This is a genomic window from Rhodopseudomonas boonkerdii (assembly GCF_021184025.1).
Classification (GTDB): domain Bacteria; phylum Pseudomonadota; class Alphaproteobacteria; order Rhizobiales; family Xanthobacteraceae; genus Tardiphaga; species Tardiphaga boonkerdii.
In genome coordinates, this window is the sequence record NZ_CP036537.1 from 5,093,838 (window position 1) to 5,114,614 (window position 20,777).

Annotated in this window: 21 protein-coding genes and 1 pseudogene; 18 read left to right on the plus strand and 4 right to left on the minus strand. The window is 61.4% G+C overall.

Annotated elements, in window-relative coordinates; translation table 11 throughout:
* Positions 1 to 11 precede the first annotated feature (11 nt).
* From E0H22_RS23380 to modC, 5 genes are all read left to right on the plus strand, one after another.
* Positions 12 to 221 (plus strand): TOBE domain-containing protein, encoded by a 210-nt coding sequence (locus E0H22_RS23380; protein ID WP_233023336.1) that lies wholly within the window; start codon positions 12 to 14, stop codon positions 219 to 221.
* A gap of 2 nt (positions 222 to 223) precedes the next feature.
* On the plus strand, positions 224 to 721 hold the full coding sequence (locus tag E0H22_RS23385; protein WP_233023337.1) for a hypothetical protein: 498 nt from the start codon (positions 224 to 226) through the stop codon (positions 719 to 721).
* 173 nt (positions 722 to 894) lie between these two features.
* Positions 895 to 1,680: a molybdate ABC transporter substrate-binding protein gene (modA, locus tag E0H22_RS23390; RefSeq protein ID WP_233023338.1), complete on the plus strand. Its 786-nt coding sequence runs from the start codon at positions 895 to 897 to the stop codon at positions 1,678 to 1,680.
* Between the two features lie 104 nt (positions 1,681 to 1,784).
* Entirely contained in the window at positions 1,785 to 2,480 is a 696-nt protein-coding gene (gene modB, locus E0H22_RS23395; protein WP_233026512.1) for a molybdate ABC transporter permease subunit, read from the plus strand.
* Between the two features lies 1 nt (position 2,481).
* Complete coding sequence (gene modC, locus E0H22_RS23400) at positions 2,482 to 3,162, plus strand: molybdenum ABC transporter ATP-binding protein (protein ID WP_233023339.1); 681 nt, start codon at positions 2,482 to 2,484, stop codon at positions 3,160 to 3,162.
* Positions 3,163 to 3,302: 140 nt separating this feature from the next.
* Here modC and E0H22_RS23405 read toward each other — a convergent pair whose 3' ends face one another.
* Positions 3,303 to 5,099: a potassium/proton antiporter gene (locus E0H22_RS23405; RefSeq protein ID WP_233023340.1), complete on the minus strand. Its 1,797-nt coding sequence runs from the start codon at positions 5,097 to 5,099 to the stop codon at positions 3,303 to 3,305.
* 218 nt (positions 5,100 to 5,317) lie between these two features.
* Between E0H22_RS23405 and E0H22_RS23410 the strand changes: the two genes are divergently transcribed.
* From E0H22_RS23410 to E0H22_RS23425, 4 genes and pseudogenes are all read left to right on the plus strand, one after another.
* Entirely contained in the window at positions 5,318 to 6,640 is a 1,323-nt protein-coding gene (locus E0H22_RS23410; protein ID WP_233023341.1) for a mechanosensitive ion channel family protein, read from the plus strand.
* Between the two features lie 4 nt (positions 6,641 to 6,644).
* Positions 6,645 to 7,358 (plus strand): DNA/RNA nuclease SfsA, encoded by a 714-nt coding sequence (gene sfsA, locus E0H22_RS23415; RefSeq protein WP_233023342.1) that lies wholly within the window; start codon positions 6,645 to 6,647, stop codon positions 7,356 to 7,358.
* A 119-nt stretch (positions 7,359 to 7,477) separates the two neighbouring features.
* A complete protein-coding gene (gene map / locus E0H22_RS23420) occupies positions 7,478 to 8,302 on the plus strand; it encodes a type I methionyl aminopeptidase (RefSeq protein ID WP_233023343.1) in 825 nt (274 codons plus the stop codon).
* 295 nt (positions 8,303 to 8,597) lie between these two features.
* Positions 8,598 to 8,834: pseudogene (locus tag E0H22_RS23425) on the plus strand (RadC family protein); the annotation flags it as partial.
* Positions 8,835 to 8,848: 14 nt separating this feature from the next.
* On the opposite strand, the gene E0H22_RS23430 reads toward E0H22_RS23425, so the two are convergent.
* Positions 8,849 to 9,670 (minus strand): DUF1365 domain-containing protein, encoded by an 822-nt coding sequence (locus E0H22_RS23430; protein WP_233023344.1) that lies wholly within the window; start codon positions 9,668 to 9,670, stop codon positions 8,849 to 8,851.
* Positions 9,670 to 11,019: an NAD(P)/FAD-dependent oxidoreductase gene (locus tag E0H22_RS23435; RefSeq protein WP_233026514.1), complete on the minus strand. Its 1,350-nt coding sequence runs from the start codon at positions 11,017 to 11,019 to the stop codon at positions 9,670 to 9,672. The genes E0H22_RS23430 and E0H22_RS23435 overlap by 1 nt, the downstream gene beginning before the upstream one ends.
* A gap of 159 nt (positions 11,020 to 11,178) precedes the next feature.
* Between E0H22_RS23435 and E0H22_RS23440 the strand changes: the two genes are divergently transcribed.
* The 4 genes from E0H22_RS23440 to E0H22_RS23455 all read left to right on the plus strand — a co-directional run bounded on the left by E0H22_RS23440 (position 11,179) and on the right by E0H22_RS23455 (position 14,403).
* Positions 11,179 to 11,832 (plus strand): sigma-70 family RNA polymerase sigma factor, encoded by a 654-nt coding sequence (locus E0H22_RS23440; protein WP_347340812.1) that lies wholly within the window; start codon positions 11,179 to 11,181, stop codon positions 11,830 to 11,832.
* Complete coding sequence (locus E0H22_RS23445; protein ID WP_233023345.1) at positions 11,829 to 12,485, plus strand: ChrR family anti-sigma-E factor; 657 nt, start codon at positions 11,829 to 11,831, stop codon at positions 12,483 to 12,485. Before E0H22_RS23440 ends, E0H22_RS23445 begins: the two co-directional genes overlap by 4 nt.
* 68 nt (positions 12,486 to 12,553) lie before the next feature.
* Positions 12,554 to 13,381: a DUF1295 domain-containing protein gene (locus tag E0H22_RS23450; protein ID WP_233023346.1), complete on the plus strand. Its 828-nt coding sequence runs from the start codon at positions 12,554 to 12,556 to the stop codon at positions 13,379 to 13,381.
* Positions 13,378 to 14,403 carry an SAM-dependent methyltransferase gene (locus tag E0H22_RS23455; protein WP_233023347.1) on the plus strand — a complete coding sequence of 342 codons (1,026 nt, stop codon included), beginning with the start codon at positions 13,378 to 13,380 and terminating at the stop codon, positions 14,401 to 14,403. The genes E0H22_RS23450 and E0H22_RS23455 overlap by 4 nt, the downstream gene beginning before the upstream one ends.
* A 558-nt stretch (positions 14,404 to 14,961) precedes the next feature.
* Here E0H22_RS23455 and E0H22_RS23460 read toward each other — a convergent pair.
* Positions 14,962 to 15,372: a DUF2177 family protein gene (locus E0H22_RS23460; RefSeq protein ID WP_233026518.1), complete on the minus strand. Its 411-nt coding sequence runs from the start codon at positions 15,370 to 15,372 to the stop codon at positions 14,962 to 14,964.
* Positions 15,373 to 15,886: 514 nt separating this feature from the next.
* Here E0H22_RS23460 and radC point away from each other — a divergent pair.
* The 5 genes from radC to E0H22_RS23485 all read left to right on the plus strand — a co-directional run bounded on the left by radC (position 15,887) and on the right by E0H22_RS23485 (position 20,369).
* On the plus strand, positions 15,887 to 16,600 hold the full coding sequence (gene radC, locus E0H22_RS23465; RefSeq protein ID WP_233023348.1) for a RadC family protein: 714 nt from the start codon (positions 15,887 to 15,889) through the stop codon (positions 16,598 to 16,600).
* A gap of 622 nt (positions 16,601 to 17,222) precedes the next feature.
* On the plus strand, positions 17,223 to 18,431 hold the full coding sequence (locus E0H22_RS23470) for an alcohol dehydrogenase catalytic domain-containing protein (RefSeq protein ID WP_233026519.1): 1,209 nt from the start codon (positions 17,223 to 17,225) through the stop codon (positions 18,429 to 18,431).
* Between the two features lie 130 nt (positions 18,432 to 18,561).
* Positions 18,562 to 19,122 (plus strand): type 1 glutamine amidotransferase domain-containing protein, encoded by a 561-nt coding sequence (locus E0H22_RS23475; RefSeq protein ID WP_347340813.1) that lies wholly within the window; start codon positions 18,562 to 18,564, stop codon positions 19,120 to 19,122.
* 19 nt (positions 19,123 to 19,141) lie between these two features.
* Positions 19,142 to 19,993: an aldo/keto reductase gene (locus E0H22_RS23480; protein ID WP_233023350.1), complete on the plus strand. Its 852-nt coding sequence runs from the start codon at positions 19,142 to 19,144 to the stop codon at positions 19,991 to 19,993.
* Positions 19,994 to 20,051: 58 nt separating this feature from the next.
* Complete coding sequence (locus E0H22_RS23485; protein WP_233023351.1) at positions 20,052 to 20,369, plus strand: putative quinol monooxygenase; 318 nt, start codon at positions 20,052 to 20,054, stop codon at positions 20,367 to 20,369.
* The last annotated feature ends 408 nt before the right edge of the window (positions 20,370 to 20,777 follow it).

Consider the following 20,777-nt stretch of genomic DNA (forward strand, 5'->3'; position numbering starts at 1 on the left):
GGAAGCCGACCATGCGCATCAGTGCACGCAACCAGATCAAGGGTACCGTCCTCGACGTGACCAAGGGCGCCACCACCTCCCATGTGCGGGTCGATATCGGCGGCGGCCAGATCATGACCTCCTCGATCACGAACGAAGCTGTGGACGATCTAGCCCTCAAGGTCGGCGGCAAGGTCGTCGTGGTCGTGAAGGCCTCCGACGTCATGATCGCGGTAGATTGATCATGTATGCGCGTCTGATTGTCGCGCTTGTGCTGCTAAGCCCGGCGCCAACATGGGCCGCCGAGCCGAGCGGCTGCGACAAGTTCAAGTGGCCGGTCGACAAGGAGCGTGCCGCACTGACGTCACAAGACCGCCTCAAGGTTGCCTCAGGAAACGAACTCGCAATCCCCGCAAAAGCGGTGCTGGAGCTCAGGATTCCGACTGAGGCGAAGCTGCCTCGCACCCCCGAGCGCAAGCCGAAAGACGGCACATTTGCCGGCTTCGTGAAGTTCAAGGGCCCGCCCAAAGCCGGCGCTTATACAATCAGCCTGTCCTCCGGCGCCTGGGTCGACGTGATCCAGGACGGCGAACAACTCAAGCCGATGGAATTCAGCGGCGCTACCGATTGCGAGGGTATCCGCAAGACGGTGAAGTTCGATCTCTCCGGCGGTCCCTTCGCCGTGCAGATCTCCGGCGCAGCCGAGAACAGCATCAGCCTGGCCGTGCTGCCCGCCGAATAGCGCACGGGCACTTTACCGCTCAGATTACCGTGAGTATTGTTACCTTGCGATATTCCGGATGGACCGTAAGTCCCCCGGGATTGCCGGAACGGCGCTTCCGCCTGTCGCATCTCTCACCCTATCACGCCTGAGCCGCGCGCCATTTGCGCTGCGCTCACGCATGGAGCGCCACCATGAATCGCTTTGCCGGACTTTTCGCCGCTTTCTCAATCCTGCTCGGATCAAGTTTCACGCCTGCGCAAGCACAGGACAAGGCCCTGACCGTGTTTGCCGCCGCATCCATGAAGAACGCGCTGGACGAAGTGAACGCCGCCTACACCGCCAGGACCGGTGTCAAGGTCGCTTCCAGCTATGCCGCGAGTTCGGTTCTCGCCAAGCAGATCGAACAGGGGGCGCCGGCCGACATCTTCATCTCTGCCGACATGGAATGGATGGACTATGCGGTGGGCAAGAAGACCATCAATGAATCCACCCGCGCGAGCCTGCTCGGCAACAGCATCGTGCTGATCGCCGCCAAGGACTCCAAGCTCGGCGACGTCAAGATCGGCCAGGGCTTCGATCTCGCCAAGCTTGCCGGCGACGGCAAGATCGCCACCGGCGACGTGAAGTCCGTGCCGGTCGGCAAATATGCCAAGGCCGCGCTGGAGAAGCTCGGCAGCTGGACCGCAGCCGAGCCGAAATTTGCCATGGCAGAGAGCGTGCGCGCGGCGCTGACGCTGGTGTCGCGCGGCGAAGCGCCGATCGGCATCGTCTACTCCACGGACGCCAAGGTCGATCCCGGCGTGAAGGTGATCGGCACTTTCCCGGCTGAATCGCATCCGGCGGTCATCTATCCTGTTGCGGCCACAACCACCGCCAAGACCGAAGCCGCCGACTATCTCGCCTTCCTGAAGGGCTCGGCGTCGAAAGCCATCATGGAAAAATACGGCTTCACCTTCCTGGTCAGCCCGACGACCTGAGTTCAGCCGTTATTGCGAGGAGCGAAACGACGAAGCAATCCAGAATTCATGAGAGAAGAGCTGGATTGCTTCGCAACGCTCGCGATGACGGAGCAATGATGCAGATGTTCGACATTACGCCGGAAGAATGGACGGCCATCCTGCTTTCGATCAGGGTCGCCGTGATTGCGACCTTGATCTCGACCCCGCTCGGCATCGCCGTGGCGTGGTTGCTCGCGCGGCGTGATTTCTGGGGTAAGGCCTTCGTCGACGCCATGATCTATCTGCCGCTGGTGCTGCCACCTGTCGTCACAGGTTATCTATTGCTCGTGATGCTCGGTAAGCGCGGCGTGCTCGGCTCGTTTCTCGCTGAACATTTCGGAGTCGTCTTCGCCTTTCGCTGGACCGGGGCCGCCCTGGCTTGCGGCGTGATGTCATTTCCGCTGCTGGTACGCCCGATCCGGCTGTCCATCGAAGCGGTCGACCGCCGCCTGGAGCAGGCCGCCAGCACGCTCGGTGCCTCGCCGCTGAAAGTCTTCGTCACCGTGACGCTGCCGCTGGCATTACCGGGCGTTCTCGCCGGCATGGTGCTCGGTTTCGCCAAGGCGATCGGCGAATTCGGCGCGACCATCACGTTCGTCTCCAACATCCCAGGCGAAACCCAGACGATTTCCTCGGCGATCTACTCGCTGTTGCAGACGCCGGACGGCGATGCCGCCGCATCGAGGCTGGTTCTGATTTCGATCGGCATTGCCATCGTCGCGTTGTTCCTGTCCGAATGGTTCGCACGGCGGGCGACCAAACGACTGCACGGAAACTGACATGCTGCGCGTCGAAGTCTTCAAACAGCTGGGCAATTTCTCCCTCGACGTCGCCTTTACCAGCGAAGGCCGCGTCACCGGCCTGTTCGGCGCCTCCGGCGCAGGCAAGACCTCGCTGGTCAGCATGATCGCCGGTCTGGTGACGCCGGATCGAGGTCTCATCGCCGTCGACAAAGCGGTGCTCTACGACCGCAGCAGGTGCATCGACCTGCCCGTCTTTCGCCGCCGGATCGGTTATGTGTTTCAGGATGCGCGCTTGTTTCCGCATCTCAACGTCGCGCAGAATCTCGATTACGGCCGTCGCATGAATTTCCTCAACCGCGACGACGTCGACGAAAAGCGCATCACCGACATGCTCGACATCAGCCATCTGATGATGCGCCGCCCCGGCGGTCTCTCCGGCGGCGAACGCCAGCGCGTGGCGCTCGGCCGCGCTCTGCTGGCAAAGCCGCGACTGCTGCTGCTCGATGAACCGATGGGCGCGCTGGACGAAGCGCGCAAAGCGGAAATCATGCCCTATCTGATCCGCCTGCGTGACGAAGGCGATGTGCCGATGGTGCTGGTCAGCCACGATGCCGACGAGATGCGGCAACTGGCAAAGAATGTCGTGCTGCTCAAAGAGGGACGGGTCGCCGCCCATGGCGGCACGGATGTGCTGTCGCGCTGGGTGCCGGCGGCGTAGGCGAATGCGCTCCATCTGTCGTTACCCGCGAAAGCGGGTAACCCAGTAGACACAAGCATAAGTGCGTTTCTCATTCGACGTCGTTTACTGGATCGCCCGATCAAGTCGGACGATGACAGCGAGAAAGAGAGCGTCTTGCTTCACGCCCTCGACAATCCCGACAGGGTCCGCTTCAGCCTGCCACGAAACATCGCTGCCCGGCTCAAACGCGGCAACGGCTCAGGCTCATCCTCCGGCAGACGCAGGCCGACCACATTGACGCGGCCACCGCTGAGGCTGCGTGCCACGAGATCGATACTATCGATTGGCAAGGCCGAGCCGACTTTCGGCGCGTGATCGAGATGGATATCGAAATAATCAGCCAAGGTGAGCTGTGCCTGTGCCGGGTCGATGGCGATACCGTACACCGCCGCGAGATCGCCGAGCGTGGTTTCGCCAGGGACCATGAAATCGCCGAGCAGATGCGGATCGGGTGCAGCCACCGGCGGCATATCGACGAAGAAGCGATCCAGCGCCTCGGCCTTTTCCGGCGGTGCGAGAAGATAGAGATAGTCTCCGGCAGTCACCGGAGCTGCCTCCTCCGGCGTCAGGATGTGCTCGTCACGGATCACCAGTGTGGGCTTCGACCAGGACGGGATGAGTCCGCGCTTCAGGTAAAGACTCTTGGGCCGCACCGAATATCCGACGAGTTGCTGCTCGAGCTGACCGGGCAAATCCAGCTCCACGCGGCGTGGGCCGCGATCGGTGCGCGGCAGGGCGACATGTAGCAGACGCGCGGCGTAACCAAGCGTCCAGCCTTGCAACAGCAGCGAGATGATGACGACGACGAAGGCGACATCGAAATAAAGATGAGCCTTGGGCAGGCCGACCAGCATCGGGATCGAGGCCAGAAAGATCGCCACCGCGCCGCGCAGACCGACCCAGGAGACGAAGGCCTTCTCACGCCAATTGAAGCGAAACGGTTGCAGGCAGAGAAAGACGGCGAGCGGCCGCGCCACCACCATCAACACGACAGCAACGGCGATCGCCGGAAGGATGCTGCCCAGAAGCCGGTCCGGCGACACCAGCAGCCCCAGCATCACGAACATCACGATCTGCGCCAGCCAGGTGGCGGCGTCGAGAAAGGCGACCACCGAATTGTGCGCGCGGGTCGGCCGGTTACCGATCACCATGCCGGCGAGATAGACGGCAAGAAAGCCCGATGCGTGGGCGATCTGAGCCAGGCCGAAGATCACCAGCGCTGCCGTGCAGACAAACGGCGCATGCAGCCCCTGTGGCAACGCCACGCGGTTCATCGCCGTTACCACCAACACGCCACCGATCATGCCAATGACAGTGCCGAGTACGGATTCCTGCAGGAATTCCACCGCAACATGGCCGGCGGAGGCATCGCCGAGCGACAGCAGCTTCACCAGTGTCAGGGTGAGAAATACCGCGAACGGATCATTGGTACCGGATTCCACTTCCAGCGCGGCACCAACGCGCGGACGCAGGCGCAGACCCTGCGCATGCACCAGCAGGAAGACGGCCGCCGCATCGGTCGAGGCGATCACGGCGCCCGTCAGCAGACCTTCGATCCAGCCCATGCCGAGCGCATATTTGGCCACCGGTGCAGTGATTAGCGCCGTCAGCAATACGCCCACCGTTGCCAGCATCATGGACGGCGCCAGCACCGTCTGGATCGCCTTGAAATGCGTCTTCAACCCGCCATCGAACAGGATCAGCGCGAGCGATACCGAACCAACCACATAGGCCGTCTTCACGTCGTTGAACTGCAGGCCACCCGGCCCGGCCTCACCGGCCGCAATGCCGATGAAGAGGAAGAACAACAGCAGTGGCGCGCCGAAACGCAGCGCAAGCAAGCTCGACAGGATGCCGGCCATCACCAGAACGGCGCCGAGCAGGATCGCGATACTGACTGAATCGAGTGAGTCCATGTGGCTCCAGAGGCGGAAACGCTTGCAATTCCATGCTTATCGTCGCGCTTCCGTGACGCCAAACGATTTCTGCCCAAGGTTGAGCCGCAGGCATAATTGCTGCGATTTTGGTGGCATCACGGCAACGCCGGCAATGGCGCGGCCATAACGGCTGTGTGAATCTAGCCGGTGCTCGAATCAAATATCCACCGACACCGCCCCTCCGAGATGAGACCACGATGTTCGACCTGACCGACGCTCATACGGCCGTCCTCGAAACGGCGAAATCGCTGGGCACGGAGTTCGCCTCGCCATGGTTCTATCTGCAATGCGCCGTGTTGCTGGCTGCGGCCGGCATCGCCGCCGGCATCGGCGCGCTGGCGCGGTCGCGCATAGATCTGACATCGCTGGTGATGGGATGGCCGGCGCCGCTGCGCATGTTCATCCGCGTTCTGGTCGAAAGCATATCGACGGCGGCGTTTGCCGTCCTGACCATCGTGGCCCGCGAGGGCATGCTGGCCGCAACCCTGCCAGGCCGCAGCTACCTGCTCGCCGTCGCCGCCAAAATGGCTCTGGCCTGGCTGGTGATCCGGCTGGTGACGAGCATCATCCACAATCCACTCATCGTGCGTCTCGTGTCGATCTCCGCCTGGTTGGTGGCGGCACTCAGCATTCTCGGCCTGCTACAGCCCACCCTCACTTTCCTCGATGGTCCCGGAATCGAACTGGGCGGCCTCAGGCTAACCCCTTTGCTGGTCATCAAGCTGGCCGTGCTGCTCGCGGTGGCGCTGTGGGTGGCAAATATTATCAGTAATTTCCTCGAAGGACGGATCCGCCAATCGCACGATCTCACGCCATCGGTGCAGGTGCTGCTCACCAAGCTAGTCCGCCTGCTGATGATGGTATTCGCCGTCGCGCTGGTGATGGGTGCGGTCGGGATCAATCTCGCCGCACTCGCAGTGTTCTCCGGCGCGGTCGGCGTCGGCATCGGCTTCGGCCTGCAGAAAATCGTCTCCAATTTCATCAGCGGCGTGATCCTGCTCGCCGACAAATCGGTAAAGCCCGGCGATCTCGTCACCATCGGCGACAGCTCCGGACGCATCAGCGCGATGAATACGCGCTATATCTCGGTCGCCGCCGGTGACGGCCGCGAATTCCTGATTCCCAATGAGGACCTCATCACCAAGAAAGTGGTGAACTGGACCTATACGAACAAGGACACGCTGGTGAAGGTGAATTTCGGCACCAACTACGACGCCGATCCCCGCCTCGTCTGCAAGCTGGCCATCGCTTGTGCAGCCGCATCGCCCCGCGCCTCGACGGTGAAGCCGCCGAACTGCCTGCTCGGCGACTTCGCCGAAACGGGGATGCGGTTCTCGCTGACCTTCTGGATCGATTCGCCGGACGGCATGGACGCCGTCAAGAGCGAGGTGATGCAGGCGCTGTGGGACGCCTTCAAGCGTGAGGGCATTCGCGTTCCCTATCCGGTGCGCGAGATCAAGATCCGCGGCGGCGCGCTACCGGTGGAAACGATCACCGAGGCCGCACCCGAGCCGGAATGAGCCGATGAAGCTTCCCCAGGGCCTGGTGCCGGCGACGCTGATCCGCCGCTATAAGCGCTTCCTCGCCGATGTCGAACTGACGGATGGCAGCGCGATCACCGCGCATGTGGCCAATCCCGGAGCCATGACCGGCCTGCAGGCGCCGGGCGCAAAAGTCTGGCTATCGCTATCGCCGAGCAAGACGCGAAAACTGCCTCATTCGTGGGAGCTGGTGGAGGCTGATTTCGGCAATGGGCCGGAACTGGTCGGCGTAAACACCATCCACCCCAATGCCATTGTCGCCGAGGCACTGGCGGATGGCGCAATCCCGGAACTGGCGGGCTACGCCACGATCCGCCGCGAAGTGAAATACGGTGCGGCATCCCGTGTCGATTTCCTGCTGGAACATCCCGACCGGCCCCCCTGCTACCTCGAGGTCAAGAATGTCCATTTGATGCGAACAAGGGGTTTGGCCGAATTCCCGGATTCCGTCACCGCCCGCGGCGCGCGGCATCTGGAGGAACTCGCGGCCATGGTGGCGCTCGGCGCCCGCGCCGTGCTGCTGTTCGTCGTGCAGATCGGCTCGAGCCAGCGGGTCGCCGTCGCCCGCGACATCGATCCGACCTACGGCCGTGCCTTCGACAAGGCCCGCGCCGCCGGCGTCGAAGTACTGGCCTATAGGTGCAGGATCGATCACAGCAGCATCGTGCTTGCCGGAAAAGTGCCGATAGACCCGTAACTTGTCGGTATCGTGCCGACCAGCCATGAGACGCCTGAAGGGCAGCTTTGGCTTGCACTGAGCGTCCCGATCATTAGATTGGGGCCTATCATCCCATTGTCACAGAACCAGATTTCCCGATGAGCTATATCGACGCCACCGACACCGCCCTGCGCAAGACCGGGCAGATAAAGCTGCACGGCGCTTCCGCCTTTGCCGGCATGCGCAAGGCCGGGACGCTGGTCTCGGAATGTCTGGATGCGCTGACGGATCTGGTGAAGCCTGGCCTGATGACCTCGGCAATCGACGCTTTCGTGCGCGAATTCGCCTTCAGCCACGGCGCCTTTCCGGCGACCCTGATGTATCGCGGCTATCGCTTTTCGACATGCACCTCGATCAACCATGTGGTCTGCCACGGCATGCCGGAAGCGCGCGCGCTGAAGGAAGGCGACATCGTCAATATCGACGTTACCTTCATCGTCGATGGCTGGTACGGCGACTCAAGCCGCATGTACGGCGTCGGCCAGCTGCCGCGCAAGGCCGAGCGCCTGGTCGAAGTAACCTACGAGTCCATGATGCGCGGCATCGCGGCGGTGAAGCCCGGCGCCACCACCGGCGATATTGGCCATGCGATCCAGAGTTTTGTCGAACCGCAGGGCATGAGCGTGGTGCGTGACTTCTGTGGTCACGGTCTTGGCCGCCTGTTCCACGACGAGCCGAACATTATCCATGTCGGCCGCCCCGGCGAAGGCGTGAAGCTGAAGCCCGGCATGTTCTTCACCATCGAGCCGATGATCAATCTCGGCAAGCCGCATGTGAAGGTGCTGTCTGACGGCTGGACCGCGGTGACCCGTGACCGCTCGCTGTCAGCGCAATTCGAACATACGGTCGGCGTGACCGAAACCGGCGTCGAAGTGTTCACGCTGTCGAAGCGGCATAACGAAAAGGCGCCGGCAGCGACCTGATGACTCCGCCTCCATCCTGAGAGTCTGGCTCATAAAGTGGTCTGGGGCGCTTTTTGACTGCTTTTGCTCGGGACATCCCGCGTTCAACTCAGGATCTCGCTTCTCCGTCCCTCATCCCGAGGAGCAGCTGCCGGGCGCGTCTCGAAGGATGGCGGAAAGTACCGTGTGTCACGATCTCATGGTTCGAGACACGCGCAAGAGCGCGCTCCGCACCCTGAGGGGCGGAGAGAAATCACTTTTAAGTTGCAATTGCCCACTCCCACGGCATGCTGCGAATACGCATCAGAGAGTTCGCATGCCACCGTCTCCGAACGATCGCCTGCACGGCCTCTCCGAAACGCCGCATTATCACGGCCATCGCGAGCGCCTGCGTGACCGCTTCCGCGCCGTCGGCGCCGAGGCGCTGAGCGACTACGAACTGATGGAGCTGGTGCTGTTTCGCGCGCTGCCGCGACGGGACGTGAAACCGCTGGCGAATTCGCTCATCCAGGCCTTCGGTTCGTTCGCGGAAACCATCCACGCCCCCGACGCGCACGGACTTGGCTATTAGCAGACACTCGTCGTGTCCTTCACGGAGTGGCCACCGCCGGGTGCGATGTTGCGGCCGAGCGTGACCGTTCGGTCGGGCGGAGACGGGCGATCATGCAGGCGAATTCCCTTGAGCCGGATCAGCAACGCCTCCCAGTAAATGCCGGCGATCACCTTCAGAGTTAGCAGCGGATAGGCGCAAAAAGCGCGCGTAAGCGCCGCGTCGGTCAGATCCCGGCGGGTTGCGGCGAGTTTGGCGACGATCAGCGGTCCCTGTGCATCGCGGCCGATGACCGAAACCGCCAAATCCTTCTCCGGTGGCGTGACGGAAAAGGAATAGACCATGTCGATGCTCAGGAAAGGGGAGACATAAAATGATTTGCGGCTCTCCTGTCGGATCGGGAGGCGCGCGTCGGGGGCCACCGGAATGAGATAGTTGTGACGCTGACCGAAAGTGTTGTTGACCTCATAGAAGATCGCCGAAAGCGAGCTGTCCCGCTTGTAACAGAAATAGATGCTGAGCGGATTGAATGCGTATCCCAAAATGCGCGGCATGGTGAGCAATCGGATCGCGCCGCCGGCTTCGATGCCGGCTTCCCGCAAATGCCGTTCGATCCTGTCACGCGGCGACGCGGCCGCACCTATGCCGTGATCTCGATCATGGAAGCTGAACAGGTTGAAGCGATTGTGCGAGAACAGGCGCAGCCTGCCTGCCAGCTCATCGACTTCATCGAGATCGATAAGCAGGTAAAAGACGCTGTAGCGAAGCCGGTGCTGTTTCGGCCGCATACGATGATGCATGACCGAGCCGGCGTAGAGGGCCGAATGAAGGCCCGGCATCAGGCCGCCTCCATCTCATGCATGGCCGAAGCAGGCGCATGGATACGGATACGGGCGGACTCGCCGGCGACCGTCCATGGCCGCCTTGCGCGGCCGATGGCTTCCGCCACAGCCAGTCCCGCCTGCAATCCATCCTCGTGAAAGCCAGCGCCGAAATAGGCCCCGCAGAACCACGTGTCGCGCCTGCCTTGGAGCGACCAAAGCTCGTTCTGCGCTTCCATCGCCTCGGCATCAAACCGGGGATGCCTGTAGCGCAAGCGCCTAAGGGTCACATCGGGCGCGATCTCCCGATGGGGATTGAGCGTCACGAACAGTGGCCGTTCGCTCTCGATGTTCTGGAGGCGGTTCATCCAATAGGTCACGGCGAGCCTGCGGCGGTCATCGTCGTTTACGGTCATGTAGTTCCAACTGGACCAGACCCGGCGGCGACGCGGCATCAGCCGGGAATCCGAATGCAGGACGGCATCGTTGTCGATATAGCCAAAGGCACCGAGCAGGCGCCGTTCCTCGTCATCGGGCTCGGCAAGGATTTCGAGCGCCTGATCCGCGTGGGTTGCGATTACAACCCGATCAAAAACGCGGCGATGACCGTCAGGCCCGATGATCTCGACGCCATTCCCGGTGCGAACGATCGTCTTGACGGGGTGATTGGTAATCACTTCGGGTATGGCATCGGCTAGCACCCGCACATAGGATCGACTCCCACCGGTCACGGTTCGCCAGATTGGGCGTCCGGAGAGTTTCAGGAGGCCGTGTGTCTCGCAGAATCGGATGAATGAAGCCGCCGGATAGGCCCCGATCTGAGCGGCAGGCGTGGACCAGATGGCGGCCGCCATCGGATAAAGGTGATCGTTTCGGAATCCTTCGCCATAGCCGGCCGCGTCCAGATATTCATCGAGCGTCATCAAGCCCAAAGCCGCAGCGTTGCGCGGCGCCTCGCGATAGAAGCGCACAAGATCGCGCAGCATCCTCCAGAAGCGCGGGCTGATCGCGTTTCGGCCTTGCGCGAAGAGACCGAGCAGGCCAGTCCCTGAATATTCGAGCCTGCCGTCGTCGAGCGAAACGGCAAACGACATGTCGGACCGTTCGGTGGCAACGCCGATATGATCAAAAAGCGCGGTCAGGTTTGGGTAGGTGGCTTCATTGAAGACGATGAAACCGGTATCGACCGCGAGCCCCGCTGCATCGACGGTATGGCTGTGACCGCCGAGTCGGCCTTCGGCCTCATAAAGGACGACGCGATGTCTTTTTGATAGAAGCCAGGCAGCTGACAGGCCGGAGATGCCGCTTCCGACAACGGCGATGTCGAGCCTTGCGCCAGCGTCCGTCTCGCCATCAGGGCCGCTCATTCCACGCGTGACCGGTATCTTTTCCGTCAAAGGATTTCCCTCCGCGCGCCAAAAGGAATTCCTTTCGTGCGCCAAACTGCTGATATTTACGCAATCCAGCGCCCAATAGATCACTCGATGCAGTGATCCGCTTGCGGCGGCCAAGCGTATGAAGGGCAAATGAATGCTGAATATCGACATCTTGAAAGCGGACGCAGGCAGCAATCCCACCGGCCAGCTAGGCTCTTTCTTTTGAAAAAGGACTGGCAAAAGGAGGCGCTGCCTTGTCCCGAGGACCTGATTCGCCTGGTGGATGCCGTTGCGCGGACCCAGGACCGGAGTGCGTTCGCCCGGCTCTTCGCCCATTTCGCGCCGCGTGTGAAAAGTTTTCTTGTTCGGTCCGGCCTTGCCGATGGTGTCGCCGAGGAGGTGACTCAAGAGGTGATGGTCGCGGTGTGGCGCAAGGCGTCCGGTTTCGATCCCGGCCGCGCTGGCGTTGCGACATGGGTGTTTACTATTGCCCGTAACCGGCGGATAGACCGTCTACGCCGCACGCGCGCCCGCGAGGCGGATCACGTCGTGGACCCAAGCGACGAACCCGACATGCCGCCGTCAGGCGAGGCCATCGCGCTTACGGCGGAACGTGAGGAAGAGGTTCGGAAGGCGTTGAAAGTCCTTCCGGACGAACAGGCGACCGTCGTGAGGCTTTCATTCTTTGCCGAGAAGCCGCATCCTGAGATCGCTCGCGAACTCGGTATTCCACTTGGCACCGTGAAATCTCGTCTACGGCTTGCACTGAGCCGGCTGCGCACCTTGCTGGATGGCGATAGATGACGATCAGCCATCACCCTAGCGACGAAACGCTTCTGCGCCTTGCCGCCGGCACGTTGGGCGCGGGACCCGCGCTGGTCGTATCCGTCCATCTCGAAGGATGTTCCGTTTGTCGTGATCGTCTCGCTCGATTCGAGGCCGTCGGGGGCGCGATCCTGAACGGGATGGCGCCGGCACCGCTTGCGCCTGACCTGTTCGCACGCACCCTGAAACGGCTTGAGGCTGACCGCCCCTCCCGTTCGAATCGAAGGGAAGCGCTCAGGAGAAGGCCGCCGGTGCTGGGGATCGAACTTCCCCGGGCGATACAAGGCTGTGAAATCGGTCCGTGGAGATGGCTCGGGCCGGGCTTCAGGTGGAGCAAGGTCAAGATTCCCGGCAGCCCGGGCGCCAAGGTCATGCTGCTCAAGGGCAAGGCAGGACTTCGCCTACCCGCCCATGGGCATAGCGGTACGGAGTTCACCCAGATCCTGACCGGATCGCTGTCGGATGCGCGGGGGCGATATGTTCCGGGCGATCTCGACGAGGCCGGCGATGACGTCGACCACAGGCCCGTCGTGGGACAGGAAGCGGAATGCGTGTGTCTCGCGGCGCTAGAAGGCGATACGCGCCTCCATGGCATCCTAGGACGTCTCCTGCGTCCGGTCGTAGGATTTTGAGCCTGATCGTGAAGAAGTAGGCGTAGCCGACAATGGTCGGCGCAACGTATGAAGATGAGTGCGTAGTGATGATCGGCGCAATCGTTATTCTCGCGGCATGCCTTTCGGCGACGATGGCCGTTGCCTGGAGGGTTGCTATTCGGACCGGCCGATCGGGCTGGATCGACGCGATTTGGTCTTTCGCGACCGGCGTGTTCGGCGCGGCCGGGGCCCTCCTTGTCCTCGACTGGCGCGAGATCTCAGCGCGGCAGGCGCTCGTGGCGCTGCTGGCACTGTCATGGTCGCTGCGCCTCGGCATCCACATCTCAGCGCGCACCGCGCGCGGCGGCGAGGATCCTCGCTATCAGCAATTGCGCCGACAGTGGGGAAGCGCCTTCGAATCCCGCTTGTTCTGGTTCCTGCAAATCCAGGCCTTGGCCGCCGCGGTACTCGTCCTCTCAATCATGATAGCCGCCCACAATCCCGCGCCCGGCCTCGGGGCGTTCGACTGGCTCGGAATTACCATCCTGATCGTGGCGGTCGCCGGAGAAACGATCGCCGATCGGCAGCTGTCTGCCTTTCGCACCGATCGCGGTAACGGCGGCAAGGTTTGCGACATCGGGCTTTGGAGTGTGTCCCGCCACCCGAACTATTTCTTCGAATGGCTCGGCTGGCTCGCTTATGCCGTTATCGCCATCGATCCGGCGGGTTCATATCGGTGGGGCGCGCTGGCCTTCGCCGGGCCGTTGCTGATGTACTGGCTGCTGGCCCATGTCTCCGGTATTCCGCCGCTTGAGGCGCATATGCTGCGCTCGCGCGGCGCGGCGTTCCGGGACTATCAGCGGCGGGTCAGCGCATTCTGGCCGCGTCCGTGGGCCGCCGCCGTCGCATCCACCGATGTTGAGGAGTCCCGATGAGCCTGATGTCCTCGGCAATCCGCGCTGTGGAACGCATTCCGCTCCCCGACCCAGTGACTCGGGCGGGCATTGGGTTGCTGGTCCAGCGCACGAGAAGAACACTTGCCGGTGCCTCCGAAAACGAGGAAGGCGATTTCGCGCAGGCGATGGCCGCGCGTCCGATCGCCGAACATGCCGATGCCGCCAATGCGCAGCATTATGAACTGCCTCTCGAGTTCTTCGCCCTGACGCTTGGTCCGCGGCGCAAATATTCCTGCTGCCTCTATCCAACCGGAGGGGAGACCATCGAAGAGGCCGAGCGTCTGGCGTTGGAGGAGACGATTGCGCATGCCGGCCTTGCCGATGGCCAATCCATCCTGGAGCTAGGCTGCGGCTGGGGCTCCTTGACATTGTTCATGGCGGAGCGATTTCCCAGCGCCACCATCACCGCCGTCTCGAATTCAAAGCCGCAGCGGCTTTATATCGAGGCAGAGGCGGCCGTCCGCGGCCTCGGCAATGTTCGTGTCGTCACCGCCGACATGAACACCTTCAATCCCGACGGCACATACGACAGGATTGTCTCGGTCGAGATGTTCGAGCACATGTCGAACTGGCGCACTCTGCTGGAACGGATCAGGACATGGCTCACACCGCGAGGGCGGCTGTTCGTACATGTCTTCAGCCACCGGCGCAGCCCCTATCGGTTCGACCACGGAAACGACGCGGACTGGATTGCGCGGCATTTCTTCACCGGCGGCATTATGCCGAGCCATGGCCTGATTCGGCGTTTTCCTGACTACTTCGTCGTTGAACACGACTGGCGGTGGAACGGTCTTCACTATCAGAAGACGGCCATAGATTGGCTCGCGCGTTTCGACCAGAATCGCGAGCGGATCGATCGCATATTCGACGACGTTTACGGGGCCGATGCGGCGCTCTGGCGGCGGCGATGGCGTCTCTTTTACCAGGCGACCGCGGGACTATTCGGGTATTACGGCGGCGAGGAATGGGGTGTGAGCCACTATCTCCTCCGCCCGACATGAACGCGCGATCTCCGTGACCCGGTTCAAAAAATCCAGGAACGAGTCGCGGCTTATGCTGCTCATGATGATCCGATGGCGGCCCGCAACCTGATCGCGCTTGTCGTTGCTTCCAAGCAGCCGTTCTATCCGCTCTATGTCTATTGAGCTGTCAGCGAACACATCTGGCCGACTTTTCTTACCTTTCTATCGACGCAGTTTTCCTGGCGGTGCCCGCGCTATCGACGCGCTCGACGTGGGTCGGCCGTGTGCTCCTCCTCTTGCCGGGATCACCAATACAGTCCTGAGTGGAAAGGCATCGGGCGTCGACGTTTTTCTCATCGCCTGCGCGCTGATCGCCTCGACCTTCTTTCGGCCGCCGGAAAAACTCATTGCCTTACCCCCTGATTGGACTGGCGACATCGACCTACCTCGCACCGCACGGCCCATGCGGTGCTACGTTGCAGTCCTGCTCATCTTCCGAACACAGCGCCTTCTTCAGATTGAACGCCCTCAGCGCCGAAACGCTCACCGTGTTCATCGGGCTCGTGGTCTCGGAAATGTTAAGCCGACGCGCCTAGGTCAACTTGAGGACGTGACAGCGCGAGTAATCAGAAAACCAACGGTCGCCGCGCACGCCGTGATGAATGTGCCCCAGCACAGGTCGGCAACCGTGACGGCGACCGGCCAGTTCCGCAACGTCGCCTGATTGGTGAGGTCGTAGGTCGCATACGCGAAAAGACCGAGAAACGCCCCATGAGTGGCGGCGGTGGTCCAGCGCCCGCTGGCCATCGCAGGGGCGACGGCGAAGACAACGATGCCCGCGATGTAGATCAGATAGAAGAGAGCTGCCGGCAAGAGCCGGAAGTTGTCCAGCAACATCTCACCCATCAAGGGCCGGTAAAGCCGTTGCGCCGCCAATGTCAGCCAGATCGCGTCAATGGCGAGAAACACCAGGCCGGTCGCGACATAAGCGATGCTATAGGTTTTCAAAAGGGCTTCCTCCCCGGGTCGATACACCAAGATATTACGCGCCAGCGCGAAGGCCGGATCACTCCATCAAAGATGCGGCAACTCCGGCATCCGGAGCGAAACACATAGTGCATGATCGAGCGCGACCTACTGCTGTGGCGCAGCCGCACTATGCCGCGATCGATCCAGCGCAACCATCACGCTGTCGAAGCGGCATAACGAAAAGGCGCCGGCAGCGACCTGATGGCTCCGCCTCCATCCTGAGAGTCTGGCTCAAAGTGGTCTGGGGCGCTTTTCGACTGCTTTTGCTCGGGACATCCCGCGTTCAACTCAGGATCTCGCTTCTCCGTCCCTCATCCCGAGGAGCAGCTGCCGGGCGCATCTCGAAGGATGGCGGAAAGTACCGTGTGTCACGATCTCATGGTTCGAGACACGCGCAAGAGCGCGCTCCGCACCCTGAGGGGCGGAGCAAAATCACTTTTAAGTTGCAATTACCCACCCCCGCGGCATGCTGCAATACGATCAGCGAGTTCGCATGCCACCGTCTCCGAACGATCGCCTGCACGGCCCCTCCGAAACGCCGCATTATCACGGCCATCGCGAGCGCCTGCGTGACCGCTTCCGCGCCGTCGGCGCCGAGGCGCTGAGCGACTACGAACTGATGGAGCTGGTGCTGTTTCGCGCGCTGCCGCGACGGGACGTGAAACCGCTGGCGAAGTCGCTCATCCAAGCCTTCGGTTCGTTCGCGGAAACCGTCCACGCCCCCGACGCGCGGCTGCGTGAAATCGGCGGGCTCGGCGAAGCGGCCATCACCGAGATCAAGCTGATCGCCGCCGCTGCCCATCGCGTGGCCAAGGGGCAGCTCAGGCAGCGCACCGTGCTGTCGTCATGGGGCACCGTAATCGACTATTGCCGCACGGCCATGGCCTTTGCCGACAAGGAGCAGTTCCGCATCCTCTTTCTCGACAAGCGCAACCAGTTGATCGCCGACGAAGTCCAGCAGGTCGGCACTGTCGATCACACGCCCGTCTATCCGCGCGAGGTTGTTAAAAGGGCGCTGGAATTGTCCGCCACGGCCATCATCATGGTCCACAACCACCCCTCCGGCGATCCAACGCCCTCGCAGGCGGATATCCAGATGACCAGGGCCGTGATCGACGTGAGCAGGCCGCTCGGCATCGCCGTGCATGACCACATCATTGTCGGCCGCAACGGGCATGCCAGCCTCAAGGCACTGAAGCTGATGTGAAATCTTGGTACGAGTTTCTTCCGCTCATGAACCCGGACTGGACATTGCCTTGTTGGGATTCGCCAAGAGATCATGAAATATCCGCACCGCCGCATTCCGCCTACACTGCTCGCGAGCAGCGCTCGTATGGCTGGTAATGCATCCATCGCATTGCCGTGTAATGGCAACGCACGACGCGATCGTCCCACGTGCCACAGATGAAGTTAGATGCTGCCTCCAGCTAAGTGGACGGTGCTGTTTTAATGCGCGTCCAACCTTCCATCTGCTCGGCGCTTGAATCCCAGGCGACGGCAGATCCGGAGACCGATAAATCTAATGCCCCGATCTTATCGCGCGTTGACGCTCGACTGCTTTACGGCGTGCCCAAACTGCCTGTGAACAAAGATCTCCATCGCGCTGTGTGCTGGCGGCAAGCCGAAACAGTTCCTTCAAATTCATTTCCGCAATAGTTGACGACCGTCAAGGCGCGCAAAAAAAACTTCCGTATGCTGTTTCGAACCAATGCTTCCCGAAGCTCGGAGATTCACACGGGAACAACCCGCAAAGAATGATTACTCGCCTAGAGCAAGCAAAAGCGGCAGTCATGCTGCAAAGCTACCGTTCAACGGAAAGGACTCAAACCATGGCCGGCAATCGCGTTCTGACATTTCAGGGGCCCATGAAGCTCGAGGTCAAAACCATCGACTATCCCAAGCTTGAAGATCCACACGGCAGAAAGATCGAACACGGCGTGATCGTCAAGCTGGTGTCGACCAATATCTGCGGAAGCGACCAGCACATCTATCACGGTCGCTTTGAGGCCCCGAAAGGCATGGTCATGGGCCATGAGAATACCGGTGAAGTCGTCGAGGTCGGCCGCGACGTGGAAATCATCAAGAAAGGAGACCTGGTGTCGGTTCCCTTCAACGTTTCCTGCGGCCGCTGCCGCAATTGCAAGGAGCGCCATACTGATGTTTGTGAAAATGCCTACGTCAACGACATCGTCGATTGCGGCGCCTATGGGTTCAATCTCGGCGGCTGGCAAGGCGGTCAGGCCGATTACATGCTGGTGCCCTATGCCGACTGGAATTTGCTGAGATTTCCCGACAGAGACCAAGCGATGGCGAAGATCCTGGATCTCACTTTGCTCTCCGACATCTTGCCGACCGGATATCATGGCTGCATTGAGGCCGGCGTTAGGACCGGCTCGACGGTCTACATCGCGGGTGCCGGGCCGGTCGGTCGCTGTGCCGCTGCAAGTGCCCGTCTTCTCGGAGCGTCGTGCATCATCGTAGCGGACAGGCACCGGCAACGGCTCGATCTCGTCAAGAAATGTGGCTACGAGACCGTCGACACCACCAGCGCCACGCCGGTTCCCGATCAGATCGAGGCGATCCTCGGGAAGCGTGAAGTTGATGCGGGCGTCGATTGCGTCGGCCTGGAAGCTCACGGTTACGGCGAGGAAGACCGGGACGAGCACTCGGAAGCGATCATCAATGTCTTGTTCGACATCGTCCGCGCCGGCGGCGCGATGGGTATCCCGGGCATCTATACCAATTTGGATCCCGGCGCGCCGAAGACCGCTATGGCGAAGAAAGGTGAACTTCCGCTCGCCTTCAGCAAGGCCTGGATCAAGTCACCGAAACTGACCGGCGGGCAAGCGCCGGTGATGCACTACAATCGCGATCTCATGATGGCGATCCTGTGGGACCGCATGCCCTATCTGCGCGAAGTGGCAAACACCGAGATTATTTCGCTGGAAGACGCTCCGGCAGCCTACAAGACCTTTAGCGACGGTTCGCCCAAGAAGTTCGTCATCGATCCGCACAACATGTTGAAAAAGGCTGCCTGAACGCGCGACGCGAAGCAACATCGACAAGTGCCCGGGATATTGGGCACCGCTTCAAAAGGTCGGCGAGCGTCGCGATAGCATACGCCCAGCGCTACGCCTCTTCGCAATAGGAGTTTGGATCATGGCAAGTATGACACTCGATGGCCTGAAGGTTGCGATCCTGATCGAGGATGGCTTCGAGCAGGTCGAAATGGTAGAGCCGCGTAAGGCGCTCGACCAAGCCGGCGCCAAAACCAGCATCGTGTCCCCGAAAGACCGGCGCGTCCGTGCTTGGAGGTTCACGGAGTGGGGCGACGAATTCCCAGTGGATGTCTCCCTTAATCAAGCCCAGCCAGAGGACTTCGACGCGCTGTTGCTGCCGGGTGGCGTCATCAATCCCGACGCGCTTCGCATCGAGCCCAAGGCGGTTGCCTTCGCGAAAGCCTTCTTCGATGCCGGCAAGCCGGTTGCCTCAATCTGCCACGGGCCATGGACCATCATCGAGACCGGCGCAGCACAGGGACGCCGCATGACATCGTGGCCTTCACTCAGGACCGACCTGGAAAATGCCGGGGCGGATTGGGTGGATCAGGAAGCGGTTGTGGACCGAGACCTAGTTACGAGCCGCAAGCCCGATGATATCCCGACGGCATTCAACAGAGAGATGATCAAGCTCTTTGCCGAAGCGAGAGGACGCCGTCATGCTGCGTGACACTACACGGAGCGAGCTGATGGGCCTTGCGCGCCGGCGTTTTGGGTCCGTCCGACGCGAGGTCGCGGTGATCGGCCAGGGAACCTGGTATATCGACGAGAGTGACCGGAATTCTTCGGTTACGGCCCTGCGCTGTGGCCTTGACCTCGGAATGAACCACATCGACACGGCGGAGATGTACGGCCAAGGTACATCCGAGGAAGTTGTCGGCGAGGCTATCGCGGGCCGCCGTGACGAAGTGTTCCTGGCCTCCAAGGTGCTTCCGCAGAATGCATCACGGTCGGGGACTCAGGCGGCCTGCGAACGATCGCTCACTCGCCTCAAAACCGACCGGCTCGATTGCTATCTGCTGCACTGGCGTGGCGTCCACCCGCTGGAGGAAACGATTGCAGCTTTCGAAACACTTCGCCGCGAGGGCAAGATCCTTTCCTATGGCGTAAGCAATTTCGCTGTGCCGGATCTCGAAGAGGCTTGGAAGATAGCGGGGCCCGGCCGCCTGGCCTGCGATCAAGTCCTCTATCATTTGCAGGAGCGCGCCGTCGAGAATGCCGTGTTGCCGTGGTGTGAACAGCACGGTATCGCTGTCACGGCGTACAGCCCGTTCGGCCATGGTGACTTTCCGGATCTGCATTCGGCCGGAGGTCGCGTACTTGCGGACGTCGCGCGTGCGCATGATGCGACGCCGCGCCAGATCGCGCTCGCATTTCTCGCCTTGCATCCGTCGATTTTCGCGATTCCCAAGGCGTCCACCTCCGACCATGTTGAAGAGAATGCCGAAGCAGCCGGTGTGCATCTGTCGGACGTCGAGATTGATCGGATCGATGCTGCGTTTCCCCGAGACCCGCGTCAGCGTGGGTTGCCGATGCTCTAGTCGATTACCCACCGCGGATACTCTGCCGAAAACCGCACTGCACTGAAAGGGAGAAGCCATGGTTACCGCAGCACTGTTTGTCCGTGTCGAGGCAAAGCCCGGCAGTGAAGCCGCCGTCGAGAAGTTCCTGAAGAGCGGGTTGCCGATTGTGGAAAGCGAGCCGGCAACGATCGCCTGGTTCGGGCTACGGCTCGGACCATCAACCTTCGGCATCTTCGATGCCTTTCCGAACGACGCCGGACGCAATGCCCACCTTTCGGGGAAAGTGGCAGCGGCGCTGATGTCGGATGAGACTGCCGCGCTGCTGACAGGGCCACCGACACTCGAAAAGATCGACGTACTCGCCGCCAAGCTTCCCGGGAACGGAGGTGGTTGATACTGGACCGGCGGACACCGAACACTCATCCGCTACGTTCTTCGGTCATCACGGGAGTTCGATCCACGGCGAAATCATCCATCATGGGCCTAGGGGGTCAGGCTTCGCATCAAAGGCCCCGAGCATCTGCTGCAGATCGAACCACGGTGCGTTGCGAGAATCCGCGTGGACTATGGAACCGTGCGTGTCCGTCGGATAGCCGGAGCCTTTGATTGCGGCGAGCTCTACAACCCTAAACTCGCCGAAAGTCAGTAGAGAATGCAATCGGCCAAACTGCATGGGACACCAATTGTGCTGTGTCCCGATAGAAGCCCCTCGTATAACCCCTTGAAACGCATTGGTCGTTGTCGAGAACATCAAGCAATGATGGCTCTTGCTTAGCGCCGCCGCGCAGATGCGCAATCGCCA